This window comes from Janthinobacterium sp. GW823-FHT06H09, from assembly GCF_058794735.1.
Genome location: NZ_JBXAHC010000006.1, coordinates 25,857 through 48,695, shown reverse-complemented (window position 1 = coordinate 48,695; position 22,839 = coordinate 25,857). Strand labels below are relative to the sequence as shown.

The 22,839-nt window shown below is 62.0% G+C and carries 20 protein-coding genes; 13 read left to right on the top strand and 7 right to left on the bottom strand.

The annotated features are described in order from the left end of the window. Window positions 1-8: 8 nt before the first annotated feature. The 4 genes from AC1Q6X_RS11350 to AC1Q6X_RS11335 all read left to right on the top strand — a co-directional run bounded on the left by AC1Q6X_RS11350 (window position 9) and on the right by AC1Q6X_RS11335 (window position 6,132). A complete protein-coding gene (locus AC1Q6X_RS11350; protein ID WP_492497018.1) occupies window positions 9-2,603 on the top strand; it encodes a type VI secretion system Vgr family protein in 2,595 nt (864 codons plus the stop codon). Further along, window positions 2,600-4,459: an esterase/lipase family protein gene (locus AC1Q6X_RS11345; RefSeq protein WP_492497016.1), complete on the top strand. Its 1,860-nt coding sequence runs from the start codon at window positions 2,600-2,602 to the stop codon at window positions 4,457-4,459. Before AC1Q6X_RS11350 ends, AC1Q6X_RS11345 begins: the two co-directional genes overlap by 4 nt. Window positions 4,460-4,461: 2 nt before the next feature. Further along, the gene (locus AC1Q6X_RS11340; protein ID WP_492497014.1) at window positions 4,462-5,586 is read left to right on the top strand and encodes a T6SS immunity protein Tli4 family protein; all 1,125 of its coding nucleotides are present in this window, start codon (window positions 4,462-4,464) and stop codon (window positions 5,584-5,586) included. A gap of 66 nt (window positions 5,587-5,652) precedes the next feature. After that, window positions 5,653-6,132 carry a GNAT family N-acetyltransferase gene (locus AC1Q6X_RS11335; protein ID WP_492497012.1) on the top strand — a complete coding sequence of 160 codons (480 nt, stop codon included), beginning with the start codon at window positions 5,653-5,655 and terminating at the stop codon, window positions 6,130-6,132. A 4-nt stretch (window positions 6,133-6,136) separates the two neighbouring features. On the opposite strand, the gene AC1Q6X_RS11330 is transcribed toward AC1Q6X_RS11335, so the two are convergent. The 6 genes from AC1Q6X_RS11330 to AC1Q6X_RS11305 form a co-directional block, all read right to left on the bottom strand. Then, on the bottom strand, window positions 6,137-6,313 hold the full coding sequence (locus AC1Q6X_RS11330; RefSeq protein ID WP_492402623.1) for a hypothetical protein: 177 nt from the start codon (window positions 6,311-6,313) through the stop codon (window positions 6,137-6,139). Next, the gene (locus AC1Q6X_RS11325) at window positions 6,306-6,683 is read right to left on the bottom strand and encodes a DUF2750 domain-containing protein (protein WP_492497010.1); all 378 of its coding nucleotides are present in this window, start codon (window positions 6,681-6,683) and stop codon (window positions 6,306-6,308) included. The genes AC1Q6X_RS11330 and AC1Q6X_RS11325 overlap by 8 nt, the downstream gene beginning before the upstream one ends. Continuing rightward, on the bottom strand, window positions 6,673-6,957 hold the full coding sequence (locus AC1Q6X_RS11320; RefSeq protein WP_492497008.1) for a hypothetical protein: 285 nt from the start codon (window positions 6,955-6,957) through the stop codon (window positions 6,673-6,675). The genes AC1Q6X_RS11325 and AC1Q6X_RS11320 overlap by 11 nt, the downstream gene beginning before the upstream one ends. Window position 6,958: 1 nt before the next feature. Continuing rightward, complete coding sequence (locus AC1Q6X_RS11315) at window positions 6,959-7,348, bottom strand: Imm1 family immunity protein (RefSeq protein WP_492497006.1); 390 nt, start codon at window positions 7,346-7,348, stop codon at window positions 6,959-6,961. Then, window positions 7,345-8,985 carry a SulP family inorganic anion transporter gene (locus tag AC1Q6X_RS11310; protein ID WP_492497004.1) on the bottom strand — a complete coding sequence of 547 codons (1,641 nt, stop codon included), beginning with the start codon at window positions 8,983-8,985 and terminating at the stop codon, window positions 7,345-7,347. The genes AC1Q6X_RS11315 and AC1Q6X_RS11310 overlap by 4 nt, the downstream gene beginning before the upstream one ends. A gap of 67 nt (window positions 8,986-9,052) precedes the next feature. Beyond that, window positions 9,053-9,634 carry a TetR/AcrR family transcriptional regulator gene (locus AC1Q6X_RS11305; protein ID WP_492497002.1) on the bottom strand — a complete coding sequence of 194 codons (582 nt, stop codon included), beginning with the start codon at window positions 9,632-9,634 and terminating at the stop codon, window positions 9,053-9,055. Between the two features lie 127 nt (window positions 9,635-9,761). Here AC1Q6X_RS11305 and AC1Q6X_RS11300 point away from each other — a divergent pair, with 127 nt between their 5' ends. The 3 genes from AC1Q6X_RS11300 to AC1Q6X_RS11290 all read left to right on the top strand — a co-directional run bounded on the left by AC1Q6X_RS11300 (window position 9,762) and on the right by AC1Q6X_RS11290 (window position 14,051). Next, complete coding sequence (locus AC1Q6X_RS11300; protein ID WP_492497000.1) at window positions 9,762-10,739, top strand: SDR family oxidoreductase; 978 nt, start codon at window positions 9,762-9,764, stop codon at window positions 10,737-10,739. A 3-nt stretch (window positions 10,740-10,742) separates the two neighbouring features. After that, a complete protein-coding gene (gene ku / locus AC1Q6X_RS11295) occupies window positions 10,743-11,618 on the top strand; it encodes a non-homologous end joining protein Ku (RefSeq protein ID WP_492496998.1) in 876 nt (291 codons plus the stop codon). A 120-nt stretch (window positions 11,619-11,738) separates the two neighbouring features. After that, a complete protein-coding gene (locus tag AC1Q6X_RS11290) occupies window positions 11,739-14,051 on the top strand; it encodes a PAS domain S-box protein (RefSeq protein WP_230504673.1) in 2,313 nt (770 codons plus the stop codon). Here AC1Q6X_RS11290 and ligD read toward each other — a convergent pair. Further along, window positions 14,035-16,521, bottom strand: a complete 2,487-nt coding sequence (ligD, locus tag AC1Q6X_RS11285) for a DNA ligase D (protein ID WP_492496996.1) — start codon at window positions 16,519-16,521, stop codon at window positions 14,035-14,037. The genes AC1Q6X_RS11290 and ligD overlap by 17 nt on opposite strands. A gap of 212 nt (window positions 16,522-16,733) precedes the next feature. Here ligD and AC1Q6X_RS11280 point away from each other — a divergent pair, with 212 nt between their 5' ends. The 6 genes from AC1Q6X_RS11280 (at window position 16,734) to AC1Q6X_RS11255 (ending at window position 22,801) form a co-directional block, all read left to right on the top strand. After that, on the top strand, window positions 16,734-17,063 hold the full coding sequence (locus AC1Q6X_RS11280) for a hypothetical protein (protein ID WP_070289293.1): 330 nt from the start codon (window positions 16,734-16,736) through the stop codon (window positions 17,061-17,063). Between the two features lie 222 nt (window positions 17,064-17,285). Continuing rightward, the gene (locus AC1Q6X_RS11275) at window positions 17,286-17,639 is read left to right on the top strand and encodes a hypothetical protein (RefSeq protein WP_492496994.1); all 354 of its coding nucleotides are present in this window, start codon (window positions 17,286-17,288) and stop codon (window positions 17,637-17,639) included. Window positions 17,640-17,678: 39 nt separating this feature from the next. Then, window positions 17,679-18,017 (top strand): hypothetical protein, encoded by a 339-nt coding sequence (locus AC1Q6X_RS11270; RefSeq protein ID WP_492496992.1) that lies wholly within the window; start codon window positions 17,679-17,681, stop codon window positions 18,015-18,017. Between the two features lie 278 nt (window positions 18,018-18,295). Then, window positions 18,296-20,464: a TonB-dependent siderophore receptor gene (locus AC1Q6X_RS11265; RefSeq protein WP_492496990.1), complete on the top strand. Its 2,169-nt coding sequence runs from the start codon at window positions 18,296-18,298 to the stop codon at window positions 20,462-20,464. Window positions 20,465-20,479: 15 nt separating this feature from the next. After that, window positions 20,480-21,715, top strand: coding sequence for a PepSY-associated TM helix domain-containing protein (locus AC1Q6X_RS11260; RefSeq protein WP_492497445.1), 1,236 nt, complete (start codon window positions 20,480-20,482; stop codon window positions 21,713-21,715). 63 nt (window positions 21,716-21,778) lie between these two features. After that, window positions 21,779-22,801 carry a serine hydrolase domain-containing protein gene (locus tag AC1Q6X_RS11255; RefSeq protein ID WP_492496988.1) on the top strand — a complete coding sequence of 341 codons (1,023 nt, stop codon included), beginning with the start codon at window positions 21,779-21,781 and terminating at the stop codon, window positions 22,799-22,801. The last annotated feature ends 38 nt before the right edge of the window (window positions 22,802-22,839 follow it).

Below are 22,839 nucleotides of genomic sequence, written 5' to 3'. Positions count from 1 at the left end.
GGCAGGCCATGCATGCAAGCATACAAGCGGCGCTATCGGCCTTCGACCTCGCCGCGCAAGAGCGGCGCCTGCTGAAGATCGATTTCCCCCATGACGATGGACCGGCCGGCGCCATCCTGCTGGTCAATTCGCTGACCGCCAGGGAAGAAGTATCGCGCGATTTCCGTTTCGAAACCGAGTTGCTGTCGGACGACGCGCACATCGCGCTCAAGGCCATGATGGGCCGCATGGTCACCATTTCCATGGTGCGCGACGATGGCACGCTGCGCCACTTTAACGGCTATGTGGGCGAATTCTGCCTGCTGCGCGCCGACGGCGGCTTTGCCTGGTACCGCATGGTGCTGCAACCGTGGCTGGCCTTTGCCCGGTTGCGCCAGGACAACGTCTCCTTTCATGGCCAAAGCGTGATGCAGCTGACCGAAACCACGTTCGCGCACTACGGGCAGCGCGACTGGAAAACCAGCATCCATGGCGACGATCCACAGATTACCTGCGCCAACCAGCACAATGAAACCGATTACAACCACCTGCACCGGCGCTGGGAAGCCCTCGGCTGGCATTACTGGTACGAGCACCGCGCCGATGGCCACACCTTGTGGCTCGCGGACAACAGCACCCTGGCGGACATGATCGCCACGGCATCCGGCGACGGCGCCATGCGCTTTCACGCCGAGTCGGGTTCCCTGGAAGACGATGGCCTGCAACAATGGCAAGCCGTGCGCAGGATCGGCTCCGGGCAGCTGACCTTGGCCAGTTTCGACTATAAAAATCCGCAGCCACGCCTTGCCAGCGGCTACTCGCTGAATCGCCAGGGCGACGTATTTGCCCACGAGTTGTATGAAGATACGGGCGCCTATGGCTACAGCAATGTCGATGATGGAGAGTCCCTGGCACAGCGCCGCATGGAAGAAAGCGACCATCTGCGCCAGTATTTCGAGGCGGCAGGCAATCACCGTGGCGCGCAGCCCGGCCTTTGTTTCCGTCTCGATGGACATTTCAGCGCCGAGGAAAAGCGCTATCAGCCTGGCCAGGAACGCCCGGACAGTATTGCCGAACGCGAGTATCTGATCCTGTCAGCCGAGCATATCGCCAGCAACAATTATCAAGCGGGCCCCAGCGCGCCATCGGATTATGCGAACACGCTGGTGTGCGTGCGGCGGGACATCCGCTGGCGCCCGGGCCGTGGCTACAACAGCACACCGTGCGTGGTTGCCGGCGTGCAGACGGCACTGGTGGTCGGGCCGGCCGGGGAAGACATCCATACCGATGCCCTGGGACGCATCCGCCTGCAATTTCACTGGGACCGCCTGGGCAAATTCGATGAGCGCAGCTCGCCGTGGATAAGGGTCATGATGCCGATGGCGGGAGCGCAAATGGGACACATCGCCTTGCCGCGCGTGGGTCAGGAAGTGGTCGTGCAATTCCAGGACGGCAATATCGACCATCCCATCGTCATCGGCGTGGTCTACAACAGCGCCAATCCACCGCCATGGCAATTGCCGCAGCAACGCGCGCTGTCCGGCGTGCGCAGCCGTGAACTGGGCGCTCGCAGCGCCAACCACCTGGTGCTCGACGACACCAAGGGCGCGATCCAGGCACAGCTGCGCAGCGAGCACCAGGACAGCAGGCTTTCATTGGGCAACATCACCCGCATCGACGACAATGCCGGCCGCAAGGAAGCGCGCGGCGCGGGCTTTGAATTGGCCAGCAATGCCTGGGGCGCCCTGCGCGCCGCCAAAGGCATGCTGATCACCACGGAAACATCAGCAGGAACGGGATCGGTCAAACAGCTCGACGAAACACAGTCCCGTCTGGCGCAGGCACGCCAACTGCATGAGGGACTGGCCGGCATGGCCGTCGATGCGGGCGCGCAGGACAGTACCGCACAGCAAGGCGCCGTGGCCGACGCCATCCAACGGCAAAACGCCGCCATCAAGGGCAGCGGCGGCGATTTCCCGGAATTATCGGAACCACATCTGGTGCTGGCCAGCCCGGCCGGCATCGAACTGAGCACGGCCCAGTCCATCCACCTGGCCGCCAGCGAGCATGTGGCACTCAGCAGCAGCAAGCATATTTCACTCGCCAGCGGCGACAGCATGTTTGCCAGCATCGCCAGGAGCTTCAGCCTGTTCGTGCACAAGGCCGGCATGAAGCTGATCGCCGCCAGCGGCAAGGTGTCCATCGAAGCGCACAGCGACGAGGTCGAAGTCATTGCGAGGAAAGTGCTGTCGCTGATCAGCGAAGCGGACTGGGTCAACATCAAGGGCAAGAAAGGCGTGCGCCTGCACGGCGCCAACCACATGCTGGAAATCAGCGACAAGGTGCAGTTCTTCACCTCCTCCCCCGTGCTCTTCAACGGCAACCTGGAGACCCTGGCGCCGAAGAGCGTGTCGCAGGAATTTAATGAACGGCCACACAGCAGTTTTGACCAGGAAGTGTTGCTGGTGAATGTCGACGATACACCGGCCGTTGGCCTTGCTTTTGAAATCCTGCGCGATGACGGCAACATGGCCGGCAAAAGCGCGGAAGACGGTTCCACGCAACTACAAAAATCCACCGGCATGGATAGCTACACCATTCGCTATAAGGGAGAACTGCCATGAGTGACAATGATGAGCTGAACAAACGAGGTAATCATTCAAGGCAATTTACACAGGGTGTGGGCGGATGGGCTGAGTATCCAGTGCTGATGACCATAACCAGCGATACAGCACGCCATGAAGTCGCCAAGCCACCCGGCAAAGTGATACCGATCATTTTTCTGCCAGGTGTCATGGGCAGCAACTTACGTATGTCCAAGGCGCGACAAAAACGATTGGAGCGCCCGGATAATCGAGCGTGGCGACCTGACGACTTGATGGGGGTCGGTGGAATGGCAGATGTTGCCGCTGGAACTGGTTTGGGCGGATGGTTCAGAGAGGCTACGCCTCAACAACGTCAATTGGTGTTTGACCCCAGCGAAACTGAAGTCGAATATTACCACTACACAGAGAAGAATGATCGTTTTGACGCGGAGGGACCAGAAACAATGGCATCCGATATACGCCATCAAAATGTTCCCGATAGTTTGACCGCCATTCCACCTTTGATGGGCTCGAACAGAATTAACCCCGGCAATCGTCCTGTACAAGGGAAACCACAAGCGTCCGCAGCTCCAGCGCAGGTGGCTCGATGGCGCGGCTGGAGCGAAGTACTGTTTGATGGAGCTTATGGCTCCATGCTCCAACACACTGAAAAACACATGAACAATTTAGTGTTGGGCGGAAAGCTGCATCCAGTCTGGCGCGGGACAAGTGGCTTGAGTGCATCGGTGATGAAAGACCCTTCTACGTTTGGTGGCGTATCAGGCAATCCCATAACTGAAGAAGACTTGAAACGAATCGCGGCATGCTGGTATCCAGTTCACGCCATGGGCTACAACTTTGTGCAGAGCAATGGTGTCACTGCCGTGACAATTGCCAAACGCCTAAGAGCCGTGGTCAAAAATTATCGTGAGCGAGGCTTCAAATGTCATGAAGTCATTCTGGTCACGCACAGCATGGGTGGCCTGCTGGCCCGCGCCTTGATACATCCCGACTATGGAAAAATAGTCAATGACAATGACCTGACAATACTTGGCATTTATCACAGTGTTATGCCCGCCATCGGCGCCGCCGGAGCATATAAACGCATGCGCTTCGGCTTTCAGGAAAAAGACACTACTGCGGGTGAATACGAAGCTGAGGTACTTGGTATCAACGGCATCCATGCGACCGCCATTCTGGCAAATGCCCCGGCGCCACTGGAGATGATGCCTGGCATCGTCTACGGTGAAAAGTGGCTCAGGGTGGTAGATCAGCAAGACAAAGAACTGTGGAGCTGGCCGCGCGAAGGTGCTACAGCATTGGATGCTATTTATTTGCAGCCTCCTAATGCGTGGTGGAGGCTGATAAATCCGGAATGGATAAATCCGGCAAAGATAGAGGAAAAAAATGGTGGTGGTTTGATGAGAGTTAATGGCAGACTTAAAAACGCGTTTGAATTTTTGGAATCAATAAAAGATACCTTTCACCCTCTTACTTATGCAAGCTATTGCGCGTCACCGAAACGCTTAAGTTATGGCAATGTCACATTCAAAGTAATCGATGGCCTTAACAGCGGGATAGCAGACGACAAAGGAAAAACCAAGTCACTCTTTCCCGAGAAATGGATACTACACGGAGACAACGCCAAAAATGAGCTTGTTGTTCAAGCTGGCTCTCAAAAACTACGATTGAAGCTGATGCCAGCCAATGCTGCTGGCGATGACACAGTCCCCGCAAAAAATCTAGAGAAGTGTTTTAAAAAGGAAAGATTATTTATTCATGGAGTGAAAGATGGAACTGATTACGGACACCAAGATAGTTATTCAGATCCCAAGGTACTTGCCTCAATGCTTTATTCCATTATACAAATCGCAAAAACTGCAAAATGGACTTGACCATGATTAGTAAAAAAAAGGAAATATTATTTCTTTTCACCATCATTTTAGTGTTTGGATTATTTCAACCTTGCAAAGCACGAAGTGAAATCGAGGAGAAAGCCGTGTCAGAAAATATCGCTCTTACCAAACGTCTTGAAGTGCTCTTTCTGAAAACGAAATTGGTATGTTTTGGACGCTATACTCTGCGTATACCGCAAGAGACAGAATTGATTTTTGGGGAAACATCACTACCATCGACGATTGAAATAAGAACCGATGGATTGGCAGGGCGTGATAAACAGGTTTCAGAGGATATTGAAAGAATAAAATTCAAAAATCCAACTTCTGAAATTATCTACAGTGGAAAATTCCCAATCGAAGACAGCTGGCAGGTTCAATATTTTGATGATAAATATACCAAAGATGCAGGGAATGTATATTTCAACACATACATTACCAAAGGAAATATAACCTTTACCATAGGAGATTCGACCCAGGAAGGAAAAACAAAAATAGATACCACTATCGAACAAATAGCTCGCGCAAATAATTTGCGATTACGTGAAGACTCTGACATGCCGGCAGAACCGGGAAATTGCATCCCTTACGGTTTCATTAAGGGAAATAGCTATGACGAACAAGAAATAGTTGGTGCAGGCCTGCATTTTCCCAGTTTCCCTGATGTCACATTTTCAGTAAGCTCAAATAAAAATGCATATATGGATTATTCGGATGAGTTGTATGAAAAAATGCACACTGAACTATCACTACTGGGACGTATTGATATAGCAAAGAAAAGACAAGGCAAGAACTATCCCAGCCGCACCTTGCTGCGTGAAGGCAAACGACAAGTGCAACATTGGCAGGGTGAGGAGTCGCTAATACGTCGAGCCGATGGCGTACACGATTTTGAATGGGCCTTGGTCGGCAAGCCGCGTGATGTCGCGAATCCATCTGTGCTGGAGGCGCATATGTACACCAAGGTTGCCTACAACACAGTAGGCGCAGCTAAGGCCGCATCACTCACTGATGATGAAGCTATCGCCTTGTGGGACCAACTGCTATCTGGCTTGAAGTTCCGCGTCAAGGTACCAGGAGCACCACACGGTTCCTACTATATCGATTCAGATAAGCCCGCGCAGTAACAAGAAAGCATGCTGGCACATATGGCAGCATTGCGCTAGCATACTCCTTTTGCCCGGAAAGCCCCCATGCCCATTACCCTGCGCCCCGCCCTGCCCTCCGACATCGACGCCCTGTGGGCCCTGCGCACGGTGGCCGTGCGCGTCAGTTGCGCCACGCACTATGCGCCGGAACAAATTGCTGTTTGGACCGCCTCGGCCGTGCCGGCATCGTATGGCGCCATGCTGGCTGCCGGTGGCGGCATCGTGGCGATGCAGGACGAGGCCATCGCCGGCTACGCCATGCTCGATGCGGACAAGCAGGAAGTCGATGCCGTCTTCGTCGATCCCGCGCGCGCGGGACTCGGTATCGGCAAGCGCCTGCTGGCGGCGCTGGAGCAGCTGGCGCGCCAGCGCGGCATTGCCCATTTACACCTGTCCGCCTCGCTCAATGCGGAGCCGTTTTACCGGGCCGCCGGTTTTGTTGCCTTGCGCGCGGAAGCCTATGCGCACCCGAGCGGCATCAGCCTGGCCAGCGTGGCGATGGAAAAAGCGCTGGCGGCCGCCTGAATTTTCAGTCAGGCACCGCGCCTGCCTCGGACTCGGCCAGGCATTGCTGCAGCTTGGCGATCAGGGCGCGCACTTCGTCGTCGCCCAGGTCCAGCGGATCGCCGTGCGCACCGACGGCGATCAGGCAGATGGCCGAGCCGTCGTACCAAGCGTCCAGGCGTTCATCCTTGCCCTCACTCATATTGTTCTGCCTCACGTTGCAAATCCATCAATAGATCAACCGGCGCCGCGATGGCGCCCGGTCCTTGCGGCACGGGGAACACGGAAGCCAGCTGGCCGTTGCCTGCCATGCCCGGCAGCCACCTGGTCAAAAAAACGTCGAGTGCGATGGCGCGCGGCTGGAAATGTTCCCACTCGCCGCTGGCGCACGCTTGCGCGTATGCCGCTTCCGGCCAGAACGGTATCGCCACCCTGCCGTCGGCGTGCGCCGTGGCCCAGCCGTCGTGGTACAAGCCCCACACTTCTTGCGTATCAGCTACCTTGCGCACAAAATAGCCATGGCGTTCGGCGGACGGCTGGCCCATCACCTGCTTGAACTTTTCAGGATGCACGGTTTTCCCCTGCCTCGTCCCATACCCGCAGATGCGGCGCGCACCAGCCCGTCACCATGTCGAGGGCGTCCAGTATCACGTCTTCCCGCGCCTCATCCTGCACGCCGTCCTGCACAGACGCGCGCAATTCCTGCAGCAAGCCGGCCACTTGTGCCGCCGTCACACCGCTGGCCTTGTAGCGCAGCAGGATGGCGCGCAGCGTCAATAAACCTGCCCTGGCGTCGAGTGCGGCCAGCAAGTCTCTGTCGATGTCGGCGATGATGGTGTGCGGCATGTCAATCCGCCTCCCACGCGATGGCGGCCGGCCGCGCGCCGCCCGTCCTGAAAAAATCGACGAAGGCGCGCTGGCAGTGTTCCACATCAATGCACCACGCTTCCGGATACTCATCCACCTGGCCATTGGCCAGCAGATAGCTGCAAACGCCGTCTGCCTCCTCGTCGCCCAGCGAGTGAAAACTCAGGTCATCCTGGCCCGACAGATACATCAGCCAGGCGTTGCCGCCATTGCGCAGCATGCACAGGGCCGGGCCCTGCTCCGCATCGCTCGCCATGGTCAGCCACAGCTCGCACTGGGCCAGGGCGCGCGCTTCCTGCAGCGCTTGTTCCAGCGCAAGCACGCTGCCGATCGCACGCGGCTCGCCATGCAGATTCAATTCCATTGTCATGCTGTGCTCCCGCTCAAATCGTTCGTCGCCAGCGCCGTGCTCAGGTACAGCTTGCCGCTGAGGTCCTTCAATAAACTGCTCTGGCGCAAACGGTCCATCACGGGGCCCTTCACCTCGGCCAGGTTCAGGCTGATGCCGCGCTTGGCCAGCGTGCTGTTGAGCTCGATCAAGCCCAGCAAGGCCGTGCTGTCGATCTGGTTGACGGCCGACAGCACCAGCACCAGGTGGCGCGCCGTCGGGTGGCCGCGCAACTCGTCTTCCACGCGCTCCGTGACGGCTTCCACATTGCCAAAGAACAGGCCCGCATCGATGCGCAGCAGCAAGACGTCGGGCAAGGTCTGCGCCTCGTAGCGCTCCACGTTGCGGAAGTGCTCACTGTTCGGGATGCGCCCCAGCACCGCGATATGCGGGCGGCTGGCGCGCCAGATCAGGGTGCCCATCGACAACAGCACGCCGATCACCACGCCCGCTTCCACGCCCAGCACCAGCACGCCGGCCGTCGTCGCCAGCAGGGCCAGCGCATCGCTGCGGTCGTAGCGCCACGACAATTTCAAGGTATCCCAGTCCAGCAGGCTGCTGACGGCAAAGATGATGGTGGCAGCCAGCACGGGCAGCGGCAGCAGGGCCAGCCAGCCCGTGGGCGCCACCAGCGCCAGCGCGAGTAGCCCCGCCGTGATGATGCTGGCCAGGGGCGTGTTGGCGCCCGCCTGGAAATTGACGGCCGAACGCGAAATCGAGCCCGTGACGGGAAAGCCGCCCGACAGCGCACTGGCCACGTTGGCCGCGCCCAGGCCCAGCAGTTCCCGGTTCGTCTGCAGTTTTTCACCGCGCTTTTGCGCCAGGGTCTGGGCGGCGGACATGCTCATCAGGAAGATGATGAAGGCGATCAGCAACGCCGGCGACAGCAAGGTGCGCCAATGGGCGCCCGAGGTGGCCAGATTCAGCCCCGGCAAGCCGCTGGGCACGTGGCCCGTCGTCTGCACGCCCATCGCTTCCAGGCCGCCATAGGCGACGAGTGCGATGCCGGCCAGCACCAGCGCCATCGGCGCCAGGCGCGCGCCCACGTCGGCGGCGACTTTATTCAAGCCGCAGCGCTGCAACAGGCGCGATGCGTAGCGCTTGGCCAGCCACAGGAACAGCAGGCCGGACAGCCCCAGCACGAGGCTGGGCGTGTGCCAGTGTGGCCAGGTGGCCCCCAGCAGGGGCGTGATCTGGCCCCAGATGATCAGGATGGCGGCGCCATTGCTGAAACCGCTGATCACGGGACGCGACAAAAAGCTGGCCATGAAGCCCAGGCGCAGCACGCCGCACAGCAACAGTACCAGGCCGCTGATGAAGGCCAGCTGGGCGGCCAGCACGATGTACAGCGAGGAGCCGGGGTCGGCCAGCGGCGCCAGGGCCGCGGCCGTCATCAGCGAGACGATGGCCATGGGGCCCACCGATTGCGTCATGCTGCTGCCGAACAAGGCGTACAGCACGGGCGGCAAGATGCTGGCGTAAATGCCCACGACGGGCGGCAAACCGGCCACCAAGGCGTAAGCCATGCCTTGCGGCACCATCATCATGGCGACAACGATACCGGCGGTGATGTCTCCGGCCAACAGAGGACGCCGGTATTGCCTGAGCCAGAGCAGCATGGATGATCCCAAAATCTGAAAACCGAAGCCTATCATGCGACGAGGCCGGCTGACAGGGGGAACGCGATCAGTCTGGCAGCAATTGCGCCTTCACGGCATCGAGGATTTCCGCCGACAGCGCTTCGTCATCGACGGAACGGGCCAGCACCATGGCGCCCACCATGGCGGCAAACGTGGCAATGGCCTGCTGGCGCCGCCGCTCCGGCGCACCATCGGGCGCGCCGCCGGGCAGCAAGCCTTCCAGCAGCGCGAACTGCTGCCGCGTGGCTTGCGTAAACACGGGGCGCGCGCCGGGAGACATGCGCGCCACGTCGACGCCCATGGCCGCCGCCGGGCAGCCGCCGCCCGGCTGGTCGCGGTGCCGGGTGGTCAGATAACTGTCGATGATGGCCGGCAGCGCCCGCTGCGGGTCGCTGGCGACCTTCGCCCGCCAGCCTTCCAGCGACTTGTTCAAGGCATGCTGGCACGCCTCGATCATCAAGTCTTCCTTGGACGCGAAATGGCCGTAGAAGCCGCCATGCGTGAGGCCCGCGTTCTTCATCAGGTCGGCCACGCCGATGCCGTCATAGCCCTTTTCGCGGAACAATCTTGCCGCCACGTCGACGATGCGCTCGCGGTTCAGCGCCGCCTGCTCCCTGCTCACTTTCATGCTTCCCTCCTACATTTATGTCAATCATCATATAACTTTACGCCCGTTTGCGCCACTCTGTTAGCAAGCGCACCGTTTGATGCCGGCGCCGCGCCGATACTGGGTCTTCGTTTCCAGGGAGGCCAGCATGAACGAAAACAAAGACCAGTCCGCCGGCAACTTGCAGCGCGCCATCCAGCAGGAGCAGGATGGCCGTGATGCCGTAGCAAAAGGCAAACAGGACAGCAAGCAGCCCGTACAGACGGGCAGCCGCAGCCAGCCAGGCACACCCCTGCCCGCCCAGCACCTGGACAAACCGGGCATCGAGGGGCAAATGCAGTTGAAACCGCGCTTCCTGGCGCCCGATTACTGCGGCAGCGGCAAGCTGGCCGGCATGGTGGCCGTCATCACGGGCGGCGATTCGGGCATCGGGCGCGCCGTGGCCGTGCTGTACGCGCGCGAAGGGGCCGATGTCGCCATCATTTACCTGAACGAACACGCGGACGCCAACGAAACGAAGCGCTACGTGGAAGCGGAAGGCCAAAGCTGTCTTTTGATCCCCGGCGACGTGCGCGACCAGGGCTTTTGCCAGCAAGCCATCAGCCAGGTGCTGGAACGCTTCACGCACATCGATGTGCTGGTGAACAACGCCGCCTTCCAGGAGCACGCCGAATCCTTGCTGGACCTGAGCGAAGAACGCTTCGACCTGACCATGAAAACGAATGTCTACGGCTACTTTCACATGGCCAAGGCCGTGCTGCCCCACTTGCAGCGGGGCGCGTCCATCATCAACACGGGTTCCGTGACGGGTTTGCAGGGTTCCAAGCACCTGCTCGACTATTCCACCACCAAGGGCGCCATCCATGCGTTCACCATGGCGCTGGCCGGCAACCTGCTCGACAAGGGCATCCGCGTGAACGCCATCGCACCCGGCCCCGTGTGGACGCCGCTCAATCCGGCCGACAAGTCGCCCGAGGAGATCGAGAAATTCGGCCAGGACACGGACATGCGCCGCCCGGCCCAGCCCGAGGAACTGTCGCCCGCCTACGTCTTCCTGGCCTCGCCCGCCTGTTCCAGCTACATCAGCGGCATCGTCCTGCCCGTCACCGGCAGCGTGGGAGACTAGCCGATGGCGCGCGCACTCTGGAAAGGCGCCATCAGCTTCGGGCTCGTGCACATTCCCGTCGAGCTGATTTCTGCCAGCCTCGACCACGAGCTGGACTTGTCCATGCTGGACCGGCGCGACTTCGCGCCCATCGGCTACAAGCGCTACAACAAGCAGACGGGCAAGGAAGTCGAGTGGGACGACATCGTCAAGGGCTATGAATACAAGACGGACGAGTACGTGGTACTGTCCGACGAGGATTTAAGGCAGGCGAACGTGAAGGCCACGCAAACCATCGACATTTTGACCTTTGTCGATGCGGCGGAAGTGCCGCTGACCTTTTACGAGCACCCGTATTACCTGCTGCCCGCCAAGGGCGGCGAGAAAGTCTATGCGCTGCTGCGCGAAACCTTGCGCAAAGCTAACAAAGTGAGTATCGCTAGCGTAGTCATGCGCACCAAGCAGCATTTGTGCGCGCTCGTCTGCGTGGGCGACGCCATCGTGCTCAACACCCTGCGCTACGCTGATGAAATCCGCCCCACGGATGACCTGGACTTGCCCGCCAGCACCCTGAAGGCGGCCGGCATTTCCGACAAGGAACTCAAGATGGCCCTGTCGCTCGTGGAAGGCATGAGCGAAGCGTGGGAACCGGAGCAATACCACGACAGCTACCGCGAAGACGTGCTGGCGCTGGTCAAGAAGAAAATCAAGGCGAAACAGACCAAGACCATCACGCCGCCCGCCCCCGAACCGGAAGAGGAACACGCCAGCAATGTGATCGACCTGGTCGCCCTGCTGCAGCAAAGCCTGGGCAAGAAGGCGTCCGCGGCGCCGGTCCGCAAGCGGACGGCCGCGTCCCCCGCGCGCAAAACGGCGTCCGCCAGGCGCAAGGCGGCCTGAGGTACGCCCCACGCCACCGAGAATAGTCAATACTATAAATGCATTGACTTTGATCAAGCTTCTCGCTACGTTATGCACAGGCCTGCCAGCCGGCAAGCCCTGTCTCGCGTGCGGAAAAAAATGGATGCCGAGTTAGATCAGCTTATCCTCAGCGGCGCCCCTGGCGGCGTTGTCATCACGAACGAAGAGCACGCCGTCGTGCGCTGGACGGTGGGTGCCCAGCGCATCTTCGGCTATGGCAGCGACGAAGCGCTGGGCCGCACGCTGTGGGAGCTGATCTCCTTGCCCGGACAAGCCGAGGCGGCACAGCTGATCGACGAACAGCTGACCCTGCATGGCAGCTACGACCGCGAATCGCTGCGGCGGCGCAAGGATGGCGAACTCATCCACGTCGATGTCGCATGCCAGGTCGCACAGGCCGGGGCGGATGCCCCCCGCTACCTGATTTCCACCATGAAAGACACGACCTTGCTGAAGGCGGCACGCGACGCCCAGTTCGTCGAGGTGCGCTACCGCGTGCTGTTCGAATCGACGCCGGACAGCGTCATCATGGTCAATGCCACGGGCGCCATCGTGCTGGCCAACCAGCAGGCGCAGCGCCTGTTCGGCTACGCGGAAGGCGAATTGAACGGCAGGCAAATCGATAGTCTGCTGCCGCAACGGCTGCGCCATTCGCACGTGGCGCACCGCGCGCGCTATTTCGATCAGCCCCGCACGCGCACCATGGGCGCCGACCTGGAGTTGCTGGGCCTGCGCAAGGACAACATCGAGTTTCCCGTCGAAATCAGCCTGTCGCCCATCCAGACGGAGATCGGCACCTTCGTCATCAGCGCCATCCGCGACGTCAGCGACCGCCGCCGCGCCGAGCAGAAGTTCCGCGGCCTGCTCGAATCGGCGCCGGACGCCATCGTCATCGTCAACGGCGATGGCGAGATCGTGCTCGTCAACTCGCAGACGGAACGCCTGTTCGGCTACTCGCGCGCGGAGTTGCTCGGGCGCAATGTGGAAGTGCTGATCCCGGCCCGCTACGCGATGGACCATCCGCGCCACCGCCATGCGTTTTCCACGGCGCCGCGCGCCCGCTCCATGGGCGCAGGGCTGGAACTGTACGGCTTGCGCCGCGACGGTACCGAATTTCCCGTCGAAATCAGCCTGTCGCCGCTGGAAACAGACGAAGGCGTGCTCGTGTCGTCGGCCATCCGCGACATCTCCGAGCGCAAGCGCATCGAACGCACGCTCAACGAGCAGAAAGTCGAACTCGAGCGGGCCAGCCAGGCGAAGGACCGTTTTCTCACCAGCATGTCGCACGAGCTGCGCACACCGCTGAACGCCATCCTCGGCTTTGCCCAGCTGCTGGCCAACGAAGCCTTGCCCGCCACCGTGCTGCAAAAACGCACCTTCGTGCAAAACATCGTCACCTCGGGACGCCACCTGCTCACCCTGATCAATGAAATCCTCGACCTGGCGAAGATCGAATCAGGCAGCCTGAGCCTGTCGATGGAAGCGGTGACGCTGCCCGCGCTGATCGAGGAAGTGCGCGTGATGGTGGAAGAACAGGCGCAGCAGCGCCAGATCCACCTGATCTTTCCCGCCTGCGAAGCGCTGACGCTCAGGGCCGACCATACGCGCCTCAAGCAAGTGCTGCTGAACCTGCTGTCGAACGCCATCAAGTACAACCGCCCGGCCGGCAAGGTGGAGCTGGAAATTTCGCAGCCCGATGCGCTGTGCGTGCGCATCGCCATCCGCGACACGGGCAAGGGGCTGGACGACGCGCAGATGGCCGAACTGTTCCAGCCGTTTAACCGCCTGGGGCAGGAGGCCGGCAGCGAAGAAGGCACGGGCATCGGCCTGGTCGTCACCAAGCGCCTGGTCGAACTGATGGGCGGACGCATGGGCGTGCACAGCTGCCTTGGCGAGGGCAGCGTGTTCTGGATCGAACTCGACACCATGGCCGCGCCGCCCGACAGCATGCCTCTGGACACGGAGGGGTTATCCGAGCCTGCCGGCGACGCCGGGGACGACGCCAGCGGCCAGGCGCTGCTGCTGTACGTGGAAGACAATCCGGCCAGCCTGCGCCTGGTGGAAGACATCGTCAGTTTCCTGCCGCATCTGCGCATGATCTCGGCCACCGATGCGCGCCAGGGCATCGCGCTGGCGCTGGAACGCCAGCCCGATGTCATCCTGATGGATATCAACCTGCCCGGCATGAACGGCAACCAGGCGCAACGCATTCTGCGCAACGATCCGCGCACGGCGCACATTCCCGTCATCGCCCTGACGGCCAACGCCATGAAGGGCGACATCCGGCATGGCCTGGCCGCGGGCTTTTTCCGCTACCTGACCAAACCCGTCGAGATTCCCCAGCTCAACGCCGCCATCGACGAAGCCCTGCAGCTGGCGCGCGCCACCGTGACATTCAAGCCGGAGGCGTAAAGGCCAGCTTTTTCATCGCCGCATCGAGCCCTTTCGCGCTGCGCGCATAGCCAGTCCACGGCGCGTTGCCCACGTCGAGACGGCTGTGGACATTGCCCACGTTCCATTGGTCGCCCGCCTTCAGCTGGTCGAGCTCCTCCCAGGCCAGCGGCACGGAAATGCCCAGCCCCGAACGCGTGCGGGCCGACCACGCGCACACGGTGGTGGCGCCCCGGCCATTGCGCAAATAATCGATGAAGATCTTGCCGACCCGGTTGGACGGTCCGCTTTTCAGGACAAAACGCTGGGGAATGAGCTGCGCCATGTGCGCCACGATGGCTTGCGAAAACGCCTTGACGGTATCCCAGTCGTGTTTCGGGCGGATCGGCACGACCACGTGCAAGCCCTTGCCGCCGCTGGTTTTCAGCCAGGCGGGCAAGCCCAGTTCCGTCAAAAAGGCGCGCAGCAGCACGGCCGCTTCGCGGATGGCGGGCCAGGCCACGCCCTTGCCCGGGTCCAGGTCGAACACCAGGCGGTTCGGCGTGTCGTAGGCGCTGGCCAGTGCATTTTGCGTGTGAAATTCCACCACGTTCCACTGCGCCGCCGACAACAGGCCCTGTACGCTGGCCACTTCCAGCATGCTGGCATGCTCGGGATCGAGGCCGGGGTCGAGCTGTTTGACGCCGGGCATGGCGGACGTGTCCGCATGCTTCTGGAAAAACAGCTCGCCGCCCACGCCGGACGGCGCGCGCACCAGCGACACGGGCCGGCCCCGCAAATGCACGAGCATCAGCTTGCCCACGAGCGCGTAGTAGCGCACCAGGTCGATCTTCCTGGCACCGCTGTCCTTGTCGATCACCCTGTCCGCATGGCTGACCTTGAAACTGGCCGGCAAGACGCTGTCCGGCCTGGATTGGTTTGGCATCGTCTTCTCCCTGTCGATTCGCTGTGGCCGCTCGCGCACGATGGCGGCCGGCTGTTTATCCGCACGCAAGCCGTGAAACACGGCGTGGCGCACGGCGCCGCCGCTGGTCCATTGCGCAAAACCGACCTCGGCCACCAGCGCCGGCTTGACCCAGATGGGCTGGCGCACGCCGCCCGCCTTGCCCGCGAACGGACTCGTCTCGATGGTCAGGGCGTCGAGGCGGCGCCGCAAGTCGCGCAAGGCCGCATCGTCAAAGCCGCTGCCCACATTGCCCGCATAGCGCAGCTTGCCCTGGTCATCGTGTACGCCCAGCAGCAGCGAACCGATGCCTTCGCGCGCGCCTTGCGGCGCCGTATAGCCGCCGATGACGAATTCCTGGCGCAGCCCGCATTTGAGCTTGATCCAGTCGCCGGAACGCCGCGTGACGTAGGGCGAGCCGCGCCGCTTGCCAATCACCCCTTCCAGCCCCAGGCGGCAGGCGTGGGCCAGCAATTGCCGGGGCTTGGCGTCGAGCGCTTCGCTGAAGCGCAGCAGCGGCGAAGCGGGCAAGCGCTGCAGCAGCTGTTCCAGCAAGGCCCGGCGCGCTTCGACGGGCTGGCCGCGCAGATCGTGGCCGTCGAAAAACGGCACGTCGAACAGGTAATACACAATCTCGCTGGTGGTGTCCGCCTCGAAGGCGCGCTGCAAGGCGCCAAAATCCGGGTGGCCGCTGGCGTCGTTGACGACGATTTCACCGTCATACCAGCCAGGCGGCAAGCCCAGCTTTTCCAGCGCCTGGCGCAGCTTCGGCAGTTTCGCCGTCCAGTCGTTGCCATTGCGCGTGATCAAACTGACCCGTTCGCCATCGCAACGCGCGAGGATGCGGTAACCGTCGAATTTCACCTCGAACATCCAGTCTTGCGCGTCTGGCGGCGGCGCATCGACGAGCGTGGCCAGCTGCGGCGACAGGGCGGCTGGCAGCTTCGCGGCTGGCGCAGCCGCCTGCTCCGCGCTGTGTTTGCGCCTGGGCATGGCCTTGTGCTTGACGCTGTCGGGGAATTCGTCGACGACAGAAAATTCCAGCGCCGGCCGGGCATATTCATCTTTTTCCTTGATCAGCAGCCAGGCGGGCTGCTTTTCGCCCTTGCCCTTCATGCGCACGAGCACCCACTTGCCGTGCATCTTGTGGCCATGTACGGTGAATTTCAGCTCGCCGGCCGCCAGCGCCTTGCGCGCATCGGGCGTGGCCGGCTGGGGCTGCCACGTGCCCTTGTCCCAGATGATGACCTTGCCCGCGCCATACTGTTTTTCGGGGATCGTGCCTTCAAAGCTGGCGTAGGCAATCGGGTGGTTTTCCACTTGCACGGCCATGCGCTTGTCGCGCGGGTCGTAGCTGGGGCCTTTCGGCACGGCCCAGCTTTTCATCGTGCCGTCCAGTTCCAGGCGAAAGTCATAGTGCAGGCGGCTGGCCCAATGCTTCTGGATGACGAAGGTAAGCCCGCCGCCCGCCGCCTCGCCGCCCTCCGCAGGCTCGGGCGTGACGGCGAAGTTGCGCTTGGCTTGATAGGTTTTCAAGGCGGCTTTCATGGCGGACCCATGCGGTGACGATGGCATCGAGTCTAGGCCGCCAGGGGCCAAGGCGCGGTACGCCAGCTAACAGAGCGCCTGCCCCGGCAAATGTAAGTGTTTGTAATTGAGAGAAAACGTGTCAACGCAATTGCCGCACGGCGCGTTTTTGGCTCAGTGACAGGGGAAATGCATCTCCTGAACTACAACCCCACTTCTCGAGGAACTGCATCATGAAAAAACGCACTGTCAACATTGTCGCTACTCTGATCGCCGGCTTGTTCGCTACCGCAGCCTTTGCTCAAACCCCAGCACCAGCAGCGCCGGCCAAGGCCGAAGCCAAGCACACCAAGGAAGTGGCTAAAGCAGAAGCCAAAGAAACCAAGGCCGTCGTGAAAGCCGATGCGAAAGAAGCCGCCGTTGCCGCCGATGCGAAAGCCGATGTCGCCAGCGCCAAGGCCGATGCCGCCGTCACCAAAGCCAAAGCCCACAAAAAAGCGAAAAAAGCCAAGGCCAAGGCTGACGAAGCCAAAACTGAAGCGACCGCAGCAGCAGCCAAGTAATCCCCACAGCGCATTTTTTGCGCCACACAAAAAGACAGCTTCGGCTGTCTTTTTTCATTTTCATGCCAGCATCATGCAGCAACATCCTATAAAACACCTGATTGTAAGAAAGTGTAAACAAGGTCAACGGTAAGCTTCCGGGGCGCGTTTTATGCTCAGTGACACGGGAATCATCCCGGCACCAACAGACTTACCAGACAAACCACCACTGAGGACTGCACCATGAAAAAACGCATTTTCAACCTGAGCGCTACCCTGATCGCCGGCCTGTTCGCAACCGCTGCCTTTGCCCAGACGCCCGCAGCCCCAGCAGCTCCGGCAGTGCCCGCCAAAGTCGAAGCGGCCCACACCAAGGCCGTCGTAAAAGCCGATGCCAAGGAAGCGCAAACGGTCGTGAAAGCGGACGCCAAAGAAGCGAAAGCCGTCGTCGCCGCGAAAACGGAAGTCGCCAGCGCCAAAGCGGAAGCGGCCACCACCAAGGCCAAGGCCCATCACAAGGCCAAGCACACGAAAGCCAAGGCCGATGCAAAGCTGGCTTCGGCCACCGCTGAAGCAGCACCGGCAGCAGCCAAGTAATCACCCAGACAATCGCTTACCACTCTCCAGGACAATACAATGAAAAAAGTTATCGCCACCCTCGTCGCCAGCCTGTTCGCTACCGCCGCCTTCGCCCAAACCCCTGCCGCCCCCGCAGCACCGGTTCCAGCCAAGGCGGAAGCGGCCCACACGAAAGCCGTAGCAAAAGCGGAAGCCAAGGAAACCAAGGCCGTCGTGAAAGCCGATGCGAAAGAAGCGGCCGTCGTCGCCGATGCGAAAGCCGACGTGGCCAGCGCCAAGGCCGACGCCAAGGTCAGCAAGGCCAAGGCCCATCACAAAGCCAGCAAAGCCAAGGTAAAAGCGGATGCAACGAAAGCGGCAGAAACCGTACCGGCAGCACCTGCGCCAGCGAAGTAATCGCGGCAATCGCCACGGCAGCGCGTCCGCCGGGTCTGCGCTTCCGTGGCGGCTTCGCCCGCAGTATCAAAGACAGCTTCGGCTGTCTTTTTTTTCGCGGCTGGCATCGGCTGCGCATGACCGATACTTACGCTCGGGAGCAGGAGCTTTCCACGTAAAACCGTGTAAAGATGTAAAAAAACAACGCTTTTCAGTCACAAAAAGTCCCTATTCCGGCCCCTCATCAAATAGAATTGAGAATTATTCTCATTCTCATCCTTGATTCAGGAGCCGTTTCAATGCCAGGTCGCATCACCCCTTCCGCCGCACCGTCCACCCCATCCTCCCCCGCCGCGCTGTCGTTGCGCCCGCTGGCCCTGGCCATTTCACTGGCGCTCGGCGCCGGCATGGCGCATGGCGCCGACGGCGCCCCCGCCGATGATGCTGGCGAAGATACGCCCGTGATGCAAACCATTACCGTCACGGGCAGCAGCGACGCGAACGCCTACACGGCGCGCAAAAGCGCCTCGGCCAGCAAGTTCGACCTGTCGCTGCGCGAGACGCCGCAGGCCGTTTCCGTGGTCACGCGCGCGCAAATGGACGATTTCAGGCTCGATAACGCCAGCAAGGTGCTGGCGCAAACGACGGGCGTGACGGTGGAAGCGGTAGAAACGGACCGCACCTATTACACGGCGCGCGGCTACGACATCACCAACTTCCAGTTCGACGGCGTCGGCATTCCTTTCGTCTTCGGCAATGTGATGGGCGACCTCGATACGGCGCTGTTCGAGCGCGTCGACATCGTGCGCGGCGCGAATGGCCTGATTTCCTCGACCGGCAATCCGTCGGCCACCGTCAACTTCGTGCGCAAGCGCCCGACCCAGGGCCTGGCCGCTGCTGCCGGCGTCACGCTGGGCTCCTGGAACACGCGCCGCGTCGATGCCGACGTCTCGACGCCGCTCGGCAGCGACGGCAAGGTGGCGGCCCGCTTCGTCGCCGCGCACGAGGAAGGCGATTCCCACCTGGACCGCTACTCGCCGCGCAAGGATGTCGCCTACGCCATCGTCGAAGCGAAACTGACGCCGGACACCCGCCTGGCCGTGGGCCACAGCTACCAGAACAACCTGGCCAGGGGCGGCATGTGGGGCGCCCTGCCCGTCGCCTACACGGACGGCACGCCCACCGACTACCCGGTTTCCGCCTCGACGTCGGCCGACTGGTCGCGCTGGAGCATCCTCAACAACAGCACCTTCGCCGAACTGGCGCACCAGTTCAATGCCGACTGGCGCGTGACGGCCACGGCCACCTACAACCGCTCCACCTCGGATTCCAAACTGTTCTACGTCTACGGCACGCCGGACAAGGCCACGGGCAACGGCTTGTTCAGCTACCCTTCGCGCTATGCCTCGGCCAACAAGCAGCGCCTGCTCGATGTCGCCGCCACGGGCACATTCACGCTGGCCGGGCGCCGGCATGACCTCAGCATGGGCCTGGCCTGGTCGAAATCCACGCTCGACGACGTGTCGTATTATGGCCGCGGCATCGGCACGGCCCTGCCGAACGGCACGGCCTTCGACGGCTCCTACCCGGAACCGCTCTTCGACGCCTCCACCGATGGCAGCGCCTACAAGGACGAACGCAAGAATGCCTACCTGGCAGCCCGCTTCAACCTGGCCGACAACGCCAAGCTGCTGGCGGGCGTGAACACCGTCAAGGCCGACAGCACGGGCAGCGCGTATGGCGTCAGCCAGGCCAAGTCGCAGAGCGACACCACGCCCTATCTCGGCCTGGTGTACGACATCGGCCGCCATGTGTCGGCCTACGGCAGCTATACGGAAATCTTCAACCCGCAAAGCAGCATCGACCGCACGGGCCAGACCCTGGCGGCGGCCACCGGCAAGAGCCTGGAAGCAGGCTTGAAAAGCGACTGGTTCGACGGCCGCCTGAACCTGTCCGGCACCCTGTTCAAGACGCGCCAGAAGAACGTGGCCGAAGCGGCCGGCACCACGCCCGACCTCAAGACCTTCTACAAGGGCGTCGATTCGGAGTCGCAGGGTTTTGAACTCGACGCCTCGGGCGAACTGGCGAAAGGCTGGCAGGCGAACGCCGGCTATGCGCAGCTGCGCATCGAAGGCGAAGACGGCCAGGATGCGCGCACCTTCATCCCGCGCAAGCGCTTCCACCTGGCCACCACCTATCACGTGCCGGCCGTGCCGGCGCTGAAGCTGGGCGCCAGCCTGACCTGGCAGGACGCCATCTACAACAAGGTCGATGACAGCACCACCCTGCACCAGGGCGCCTACGCGCAACTGGGACTGATGGCCAGCTATGCCATCAGCCGCAACGTCAGCCTGTCGCTGAACCTGAACAATGTGACGGACAAGAAGCACCTGACCAGCCTGTACTGGACCCAGTCGCTGTACGCGGCAGGCCGCAATGGCAGCGCCACCCTGAGCTGGAAGTACTAGGGAGCCGCCATGCGACTGCGTCCTCCCATGGTTGTTCTGCACCGCTGGTTCGGCCTGGCGGTGGCGCTCTTCCTGTTCATTTCCGGCCTGACGGGCGCCGTGATCTCGTGGGATCACGAGCTCGATGCCTGGCTCAATCCGCAGCTGTTCCGCGCCGCAAGCGCCGCCAATGCCAGTCCCGCAAAATCGGGACTGGAGCTGGCGCGCCAGCTCGAGGCGCAGGACCGGCGCCTGCGCGTGAACTACGCGCTCACGGCGATCGAGCCTGGCCACACGGCGCTGATCGCGGTGGAAGGCCGGCCCGACCCGGCCACCGGCAAGCCGTTCGAGCCGGGCTTCAACCAGGTGGCCGTCGACCCGGCCACGGGCGCCATCCAAGGCACGCGCCAGTGGGGCGCGGTCTCGCTGACGCGCGAAAACCTGCTGCCCTTCCTGTATAAACTGCACTACACCATGCACATTCCCGATGGCTGGGGCATCGAACTGGGCGTGTGGTTCATGGGCATCATCGGCATCGTGTGGGTCCTTGACTGCGGCATCGCCCTGTATCTGTCGTTTCCGAACTGGCGCAGCTGGCGCAAGTCGCTGGCCTTCCGCTGGCGCGAAGGGGGCCACAGGCTGAACTTCGACTTGCACCGCTCGGGCGGCGTGTGGGTCTGGTTGCTGCTGCTGGTGCTGGCCGTCACGTCCGTGTCGATGAATCTGCAAACCCAGGTGATGCGTCCGCTGGTGGCGAAGTTGTCCACGCTCAGCCCGAACGCCTTCGACAGCCGCACGCCGCAGCCGCCCGGGCATCCAATCGAACCGCTGCTGACGCGCGAAGAGGCGGTGGCGCTGGCGAAGACGGAAGCGGCAAGGCGGGGCTGGACGCTGCCGGCCGGCGGCGTGTTTTATTCTTCCGCCTACGGCCTGTATGGCGTCGGTTTCTTCGCGGCGGACAACGACCATGGCGACGGCGGCCTGGGCAATGCATGGCTGTACTTCGACGGGCGCGACGGCAAGCCGGCCGGCGGCGTGGTGCCCGGCACGGGCAGCGCCGGCGACATCTTCCTGCAGGCGCAATTCCCCCTGCATTCGGGCCGCATCCTGGGCCTGCCCGGGCGTATCCTGATTTCCGCCATGGGCCTGGTGGTGGCCATGCTGAGCGCAACGGGCCTGATCATCTGGTTCAGAAAACGCCGTGCCCGCGCGGCGCAGACCGGCAAGGCGCCGGCGCCGCTGCATGCCAACTTCAGCAAGCAGGCGCAGTAAAACGCCACAAAACGGCGCAACTGGGCGACACTGGCGATCCGACCATCGCCACGAAAGCTGTCCATGCGCCGCCTGTCCTTATCCTTGCTGACTACCCTCCTCCTGTCCTGCGCCGCCCTGGCGCAGGACAGCGCCCCCGCCGCCATCGCGCAAGTCCTGCAAGCCCAGGACCGCGACAGCCATGGCGACCTGCGCGCCGTCGTCGTGCTGCGCGACGGCGCCATCGTCGCCGAACGCTATTACAACGGAGAGACGGCCGATACCCTGCACGACATCCGCTCGGCCGGCAAGAGCATCACCGCCCTGCTGGCCGGTGCGGCCGTGGCGCGCGGCCAGCTGGCGACGACAAAAACCGTGGGCGACTACTGGCCCGAAGTGGCCGGCAGCCCGGCGGGCAAGGTCGTCCTCGACGACGTGCTGACCATGCGTTCGGGCCTGGCCGCCTTCGATGAAGACGAACAGTCGCCCGGCAATGAAGACAAGCTCGATGCCGCGCCCGACCCCGCCGCCTTCGTGCGCGGCGTGCCGGCCGCAACAAAGCCGGGCAGCGCCTACCGCTACAACTCGCTGGGGGCGTACATCGCCGGCAGGGTGGTGGAAAACGCCAGCGGCGCCGACCTGGAAGACTACGCCGCCAAGGTGCTGTTCGCGCCACTGGGCATCAGGCGCTGGAGCTGGGGCCGCGACGTGGCCAACCATCCGAAGGGACAGGGCAATCTGTCGCTGCGGGCGCGCGACACGGCAAAGATCGGCCAGATGGTGCTCGACGATGGCGTAGTTGGCGGCAAGAGGGTCATCGACGCCGCCTGGCTGCACGCGGCGCTGGCGCCGCGCGTGGCCATCGGCGCCGTCGACCGCTACGCCGACAGCTACGGCTATTTCTGGTACGCGAAGACGCAGGATATCGGGGGACAGCAAATCGCCGTGTATTTCGCCTCGGGCAATGGGGGCAACAAGATCTATGTGATTCCCACGCGCCGCATGGTGGTGAGCGTGGCATCCAGCGCCTACGGCAAGGCGCACGGACAGCGCCGTTCGGAAGACATCCTGAAGGCCATCCTGAAAGCGGATGCCACGCAGATGTAAGCGTTTGTAATGACCGTCAACGTAAGCGTCCGGGGCCG

Excerpts from the sequence above, each read along its gene's own strand:
- AC1Q6X_RS11335 (WP_492497012.1), top strand. The coding sequence starts at position 5,653 with ATGCCCATTACCCTGCGCCCCGCCCTGCCCTCCGACATCGACGCCCTG.
- AC1Q6X_RS11280 (WP_070289293.1), top strand. The coding sequence starts at position 16,734 with ATGAAAAAACGCACTGTCAACATTGTCGCTACTCTGATCGCCGGCTTG.
- AC1Q6X_RS11340 (WP_492497014.1), top strand. The coding sequence starts at position 4,462 with ATGATTAGTAAAAAAAAGGAAATATTATTTCTTTTCACCATCATTTTA.
- AC1Q6X_RS11315 (WP_492497006.1), bottom strand. The coding sequence starts at position 7,348 with ATGACAATGGAATTGAATCTGCATGGCGAGCCGCGTGCGATCGGCAGC.
- ku (WP_492496998.1), top strand. The coding sequence starts at position 10,743 with ATGGCGCGCGCACTCTGGAAAGGCGCCATCAGCTTCGGGCTCGTGCAC.
- AC1Q6X_RS11290 (WP_230504673.1), top strand. The coding sequence starts at position 11,739 with ATGGATGCCGAGTTAGATCAGCTTATCCTCAGCGGCGCCCCTGGCGGC.
- AC1Q6X_RS11270 (WP_492496992.1), top strand. The coding sequence starts at position 17,679 with ATGAAAAAAGTTATCGCCACCCTCGTCGCCAGCCTGTTCGCTACCGCC.
- AC1Q6X_RS11310 (WP_492497004.1), bottom strand. The coding sequence starts at position 8,985 with ATGCTGCTCTGGCTCAGGCAATACCGGCGTCCTCTGTTGGCCGGAGAC.
- AC1Q6X_RS11300 (WP_492497000.1), top strand. The coding sequence starts at position 9,762 with ATGAACGAAAACAAAGACCAGTCCGCCGGCAACTTGCAGCGCGCCATC.
- ligD (WP_492496996.1), bottom strand. The coding sequence starts at position 16,521 with ATGAAAGCCGCCTTGAAAACCTATCAAGCCAAGCGCAACTTCGCCGTC.
- AC1Q6X_RS11305 (WP_492497002.1), bottom strand. The coding sequence starts at position 9,634 with ATGAAAGTGAGCAGGGAGCAGGCGGCGCTGAACCGCGAGCGCATCGTC.
- AC1Q6X_RS11255 (WP_492496988.1), top strand. The coding sequence starts at position 21,779 with ATGCGCCGCCTGTCCTTATCCTTGCTGACTACCCTCCTCCTGTCCTGC.
- AC1Q6X_RS11345 (WP_492497016.1), top strand. The coding sequence starts at position 2,600 with ATGAGTGACAATGATGAGCTGAACAAACGAGGTAATCATTCAAGGCAA.
- AC1Q6X_RS11265 (WP_492496990.1), top strand. The coding sequence starts at position 18,296 with ATGCCAGGTCGCATCACCCCTTCCGCCGCACCGTCCACCCCATCCTCC.
- AC1Q6X_RS11275 (WP_492496994.1), top strand. The coding sequence starts at position 17,286 with ATGAAAAAACGCATTTTCAACCTGAGCGCTACCCTGATCGCCGGCCTG.
- AC1Q6X_RS11350 (WP_492497018.1), top strand. The coding sequence starts at position 9 with ATGCATGCAAGCATACAAGCGGCGCTATCGGCCTTCGACCTCGCCGCG.
- AC1Q6X_RS11320 (WP_492497008.1), bottom strand. The coding sequence starts at position 6,957 with ATGCCGCACACCATCATCGCCGACATCGACAGAGACTTGCTGGCCGCA.
- AC1Q6X_RS11330 (WP_492402623.1), bottom strand. The coding sequence starts at position 6,313 with ATGAGTGAGGGCAAGGATGAACGCCTGGACGCTTGGTACGACGGCTCG.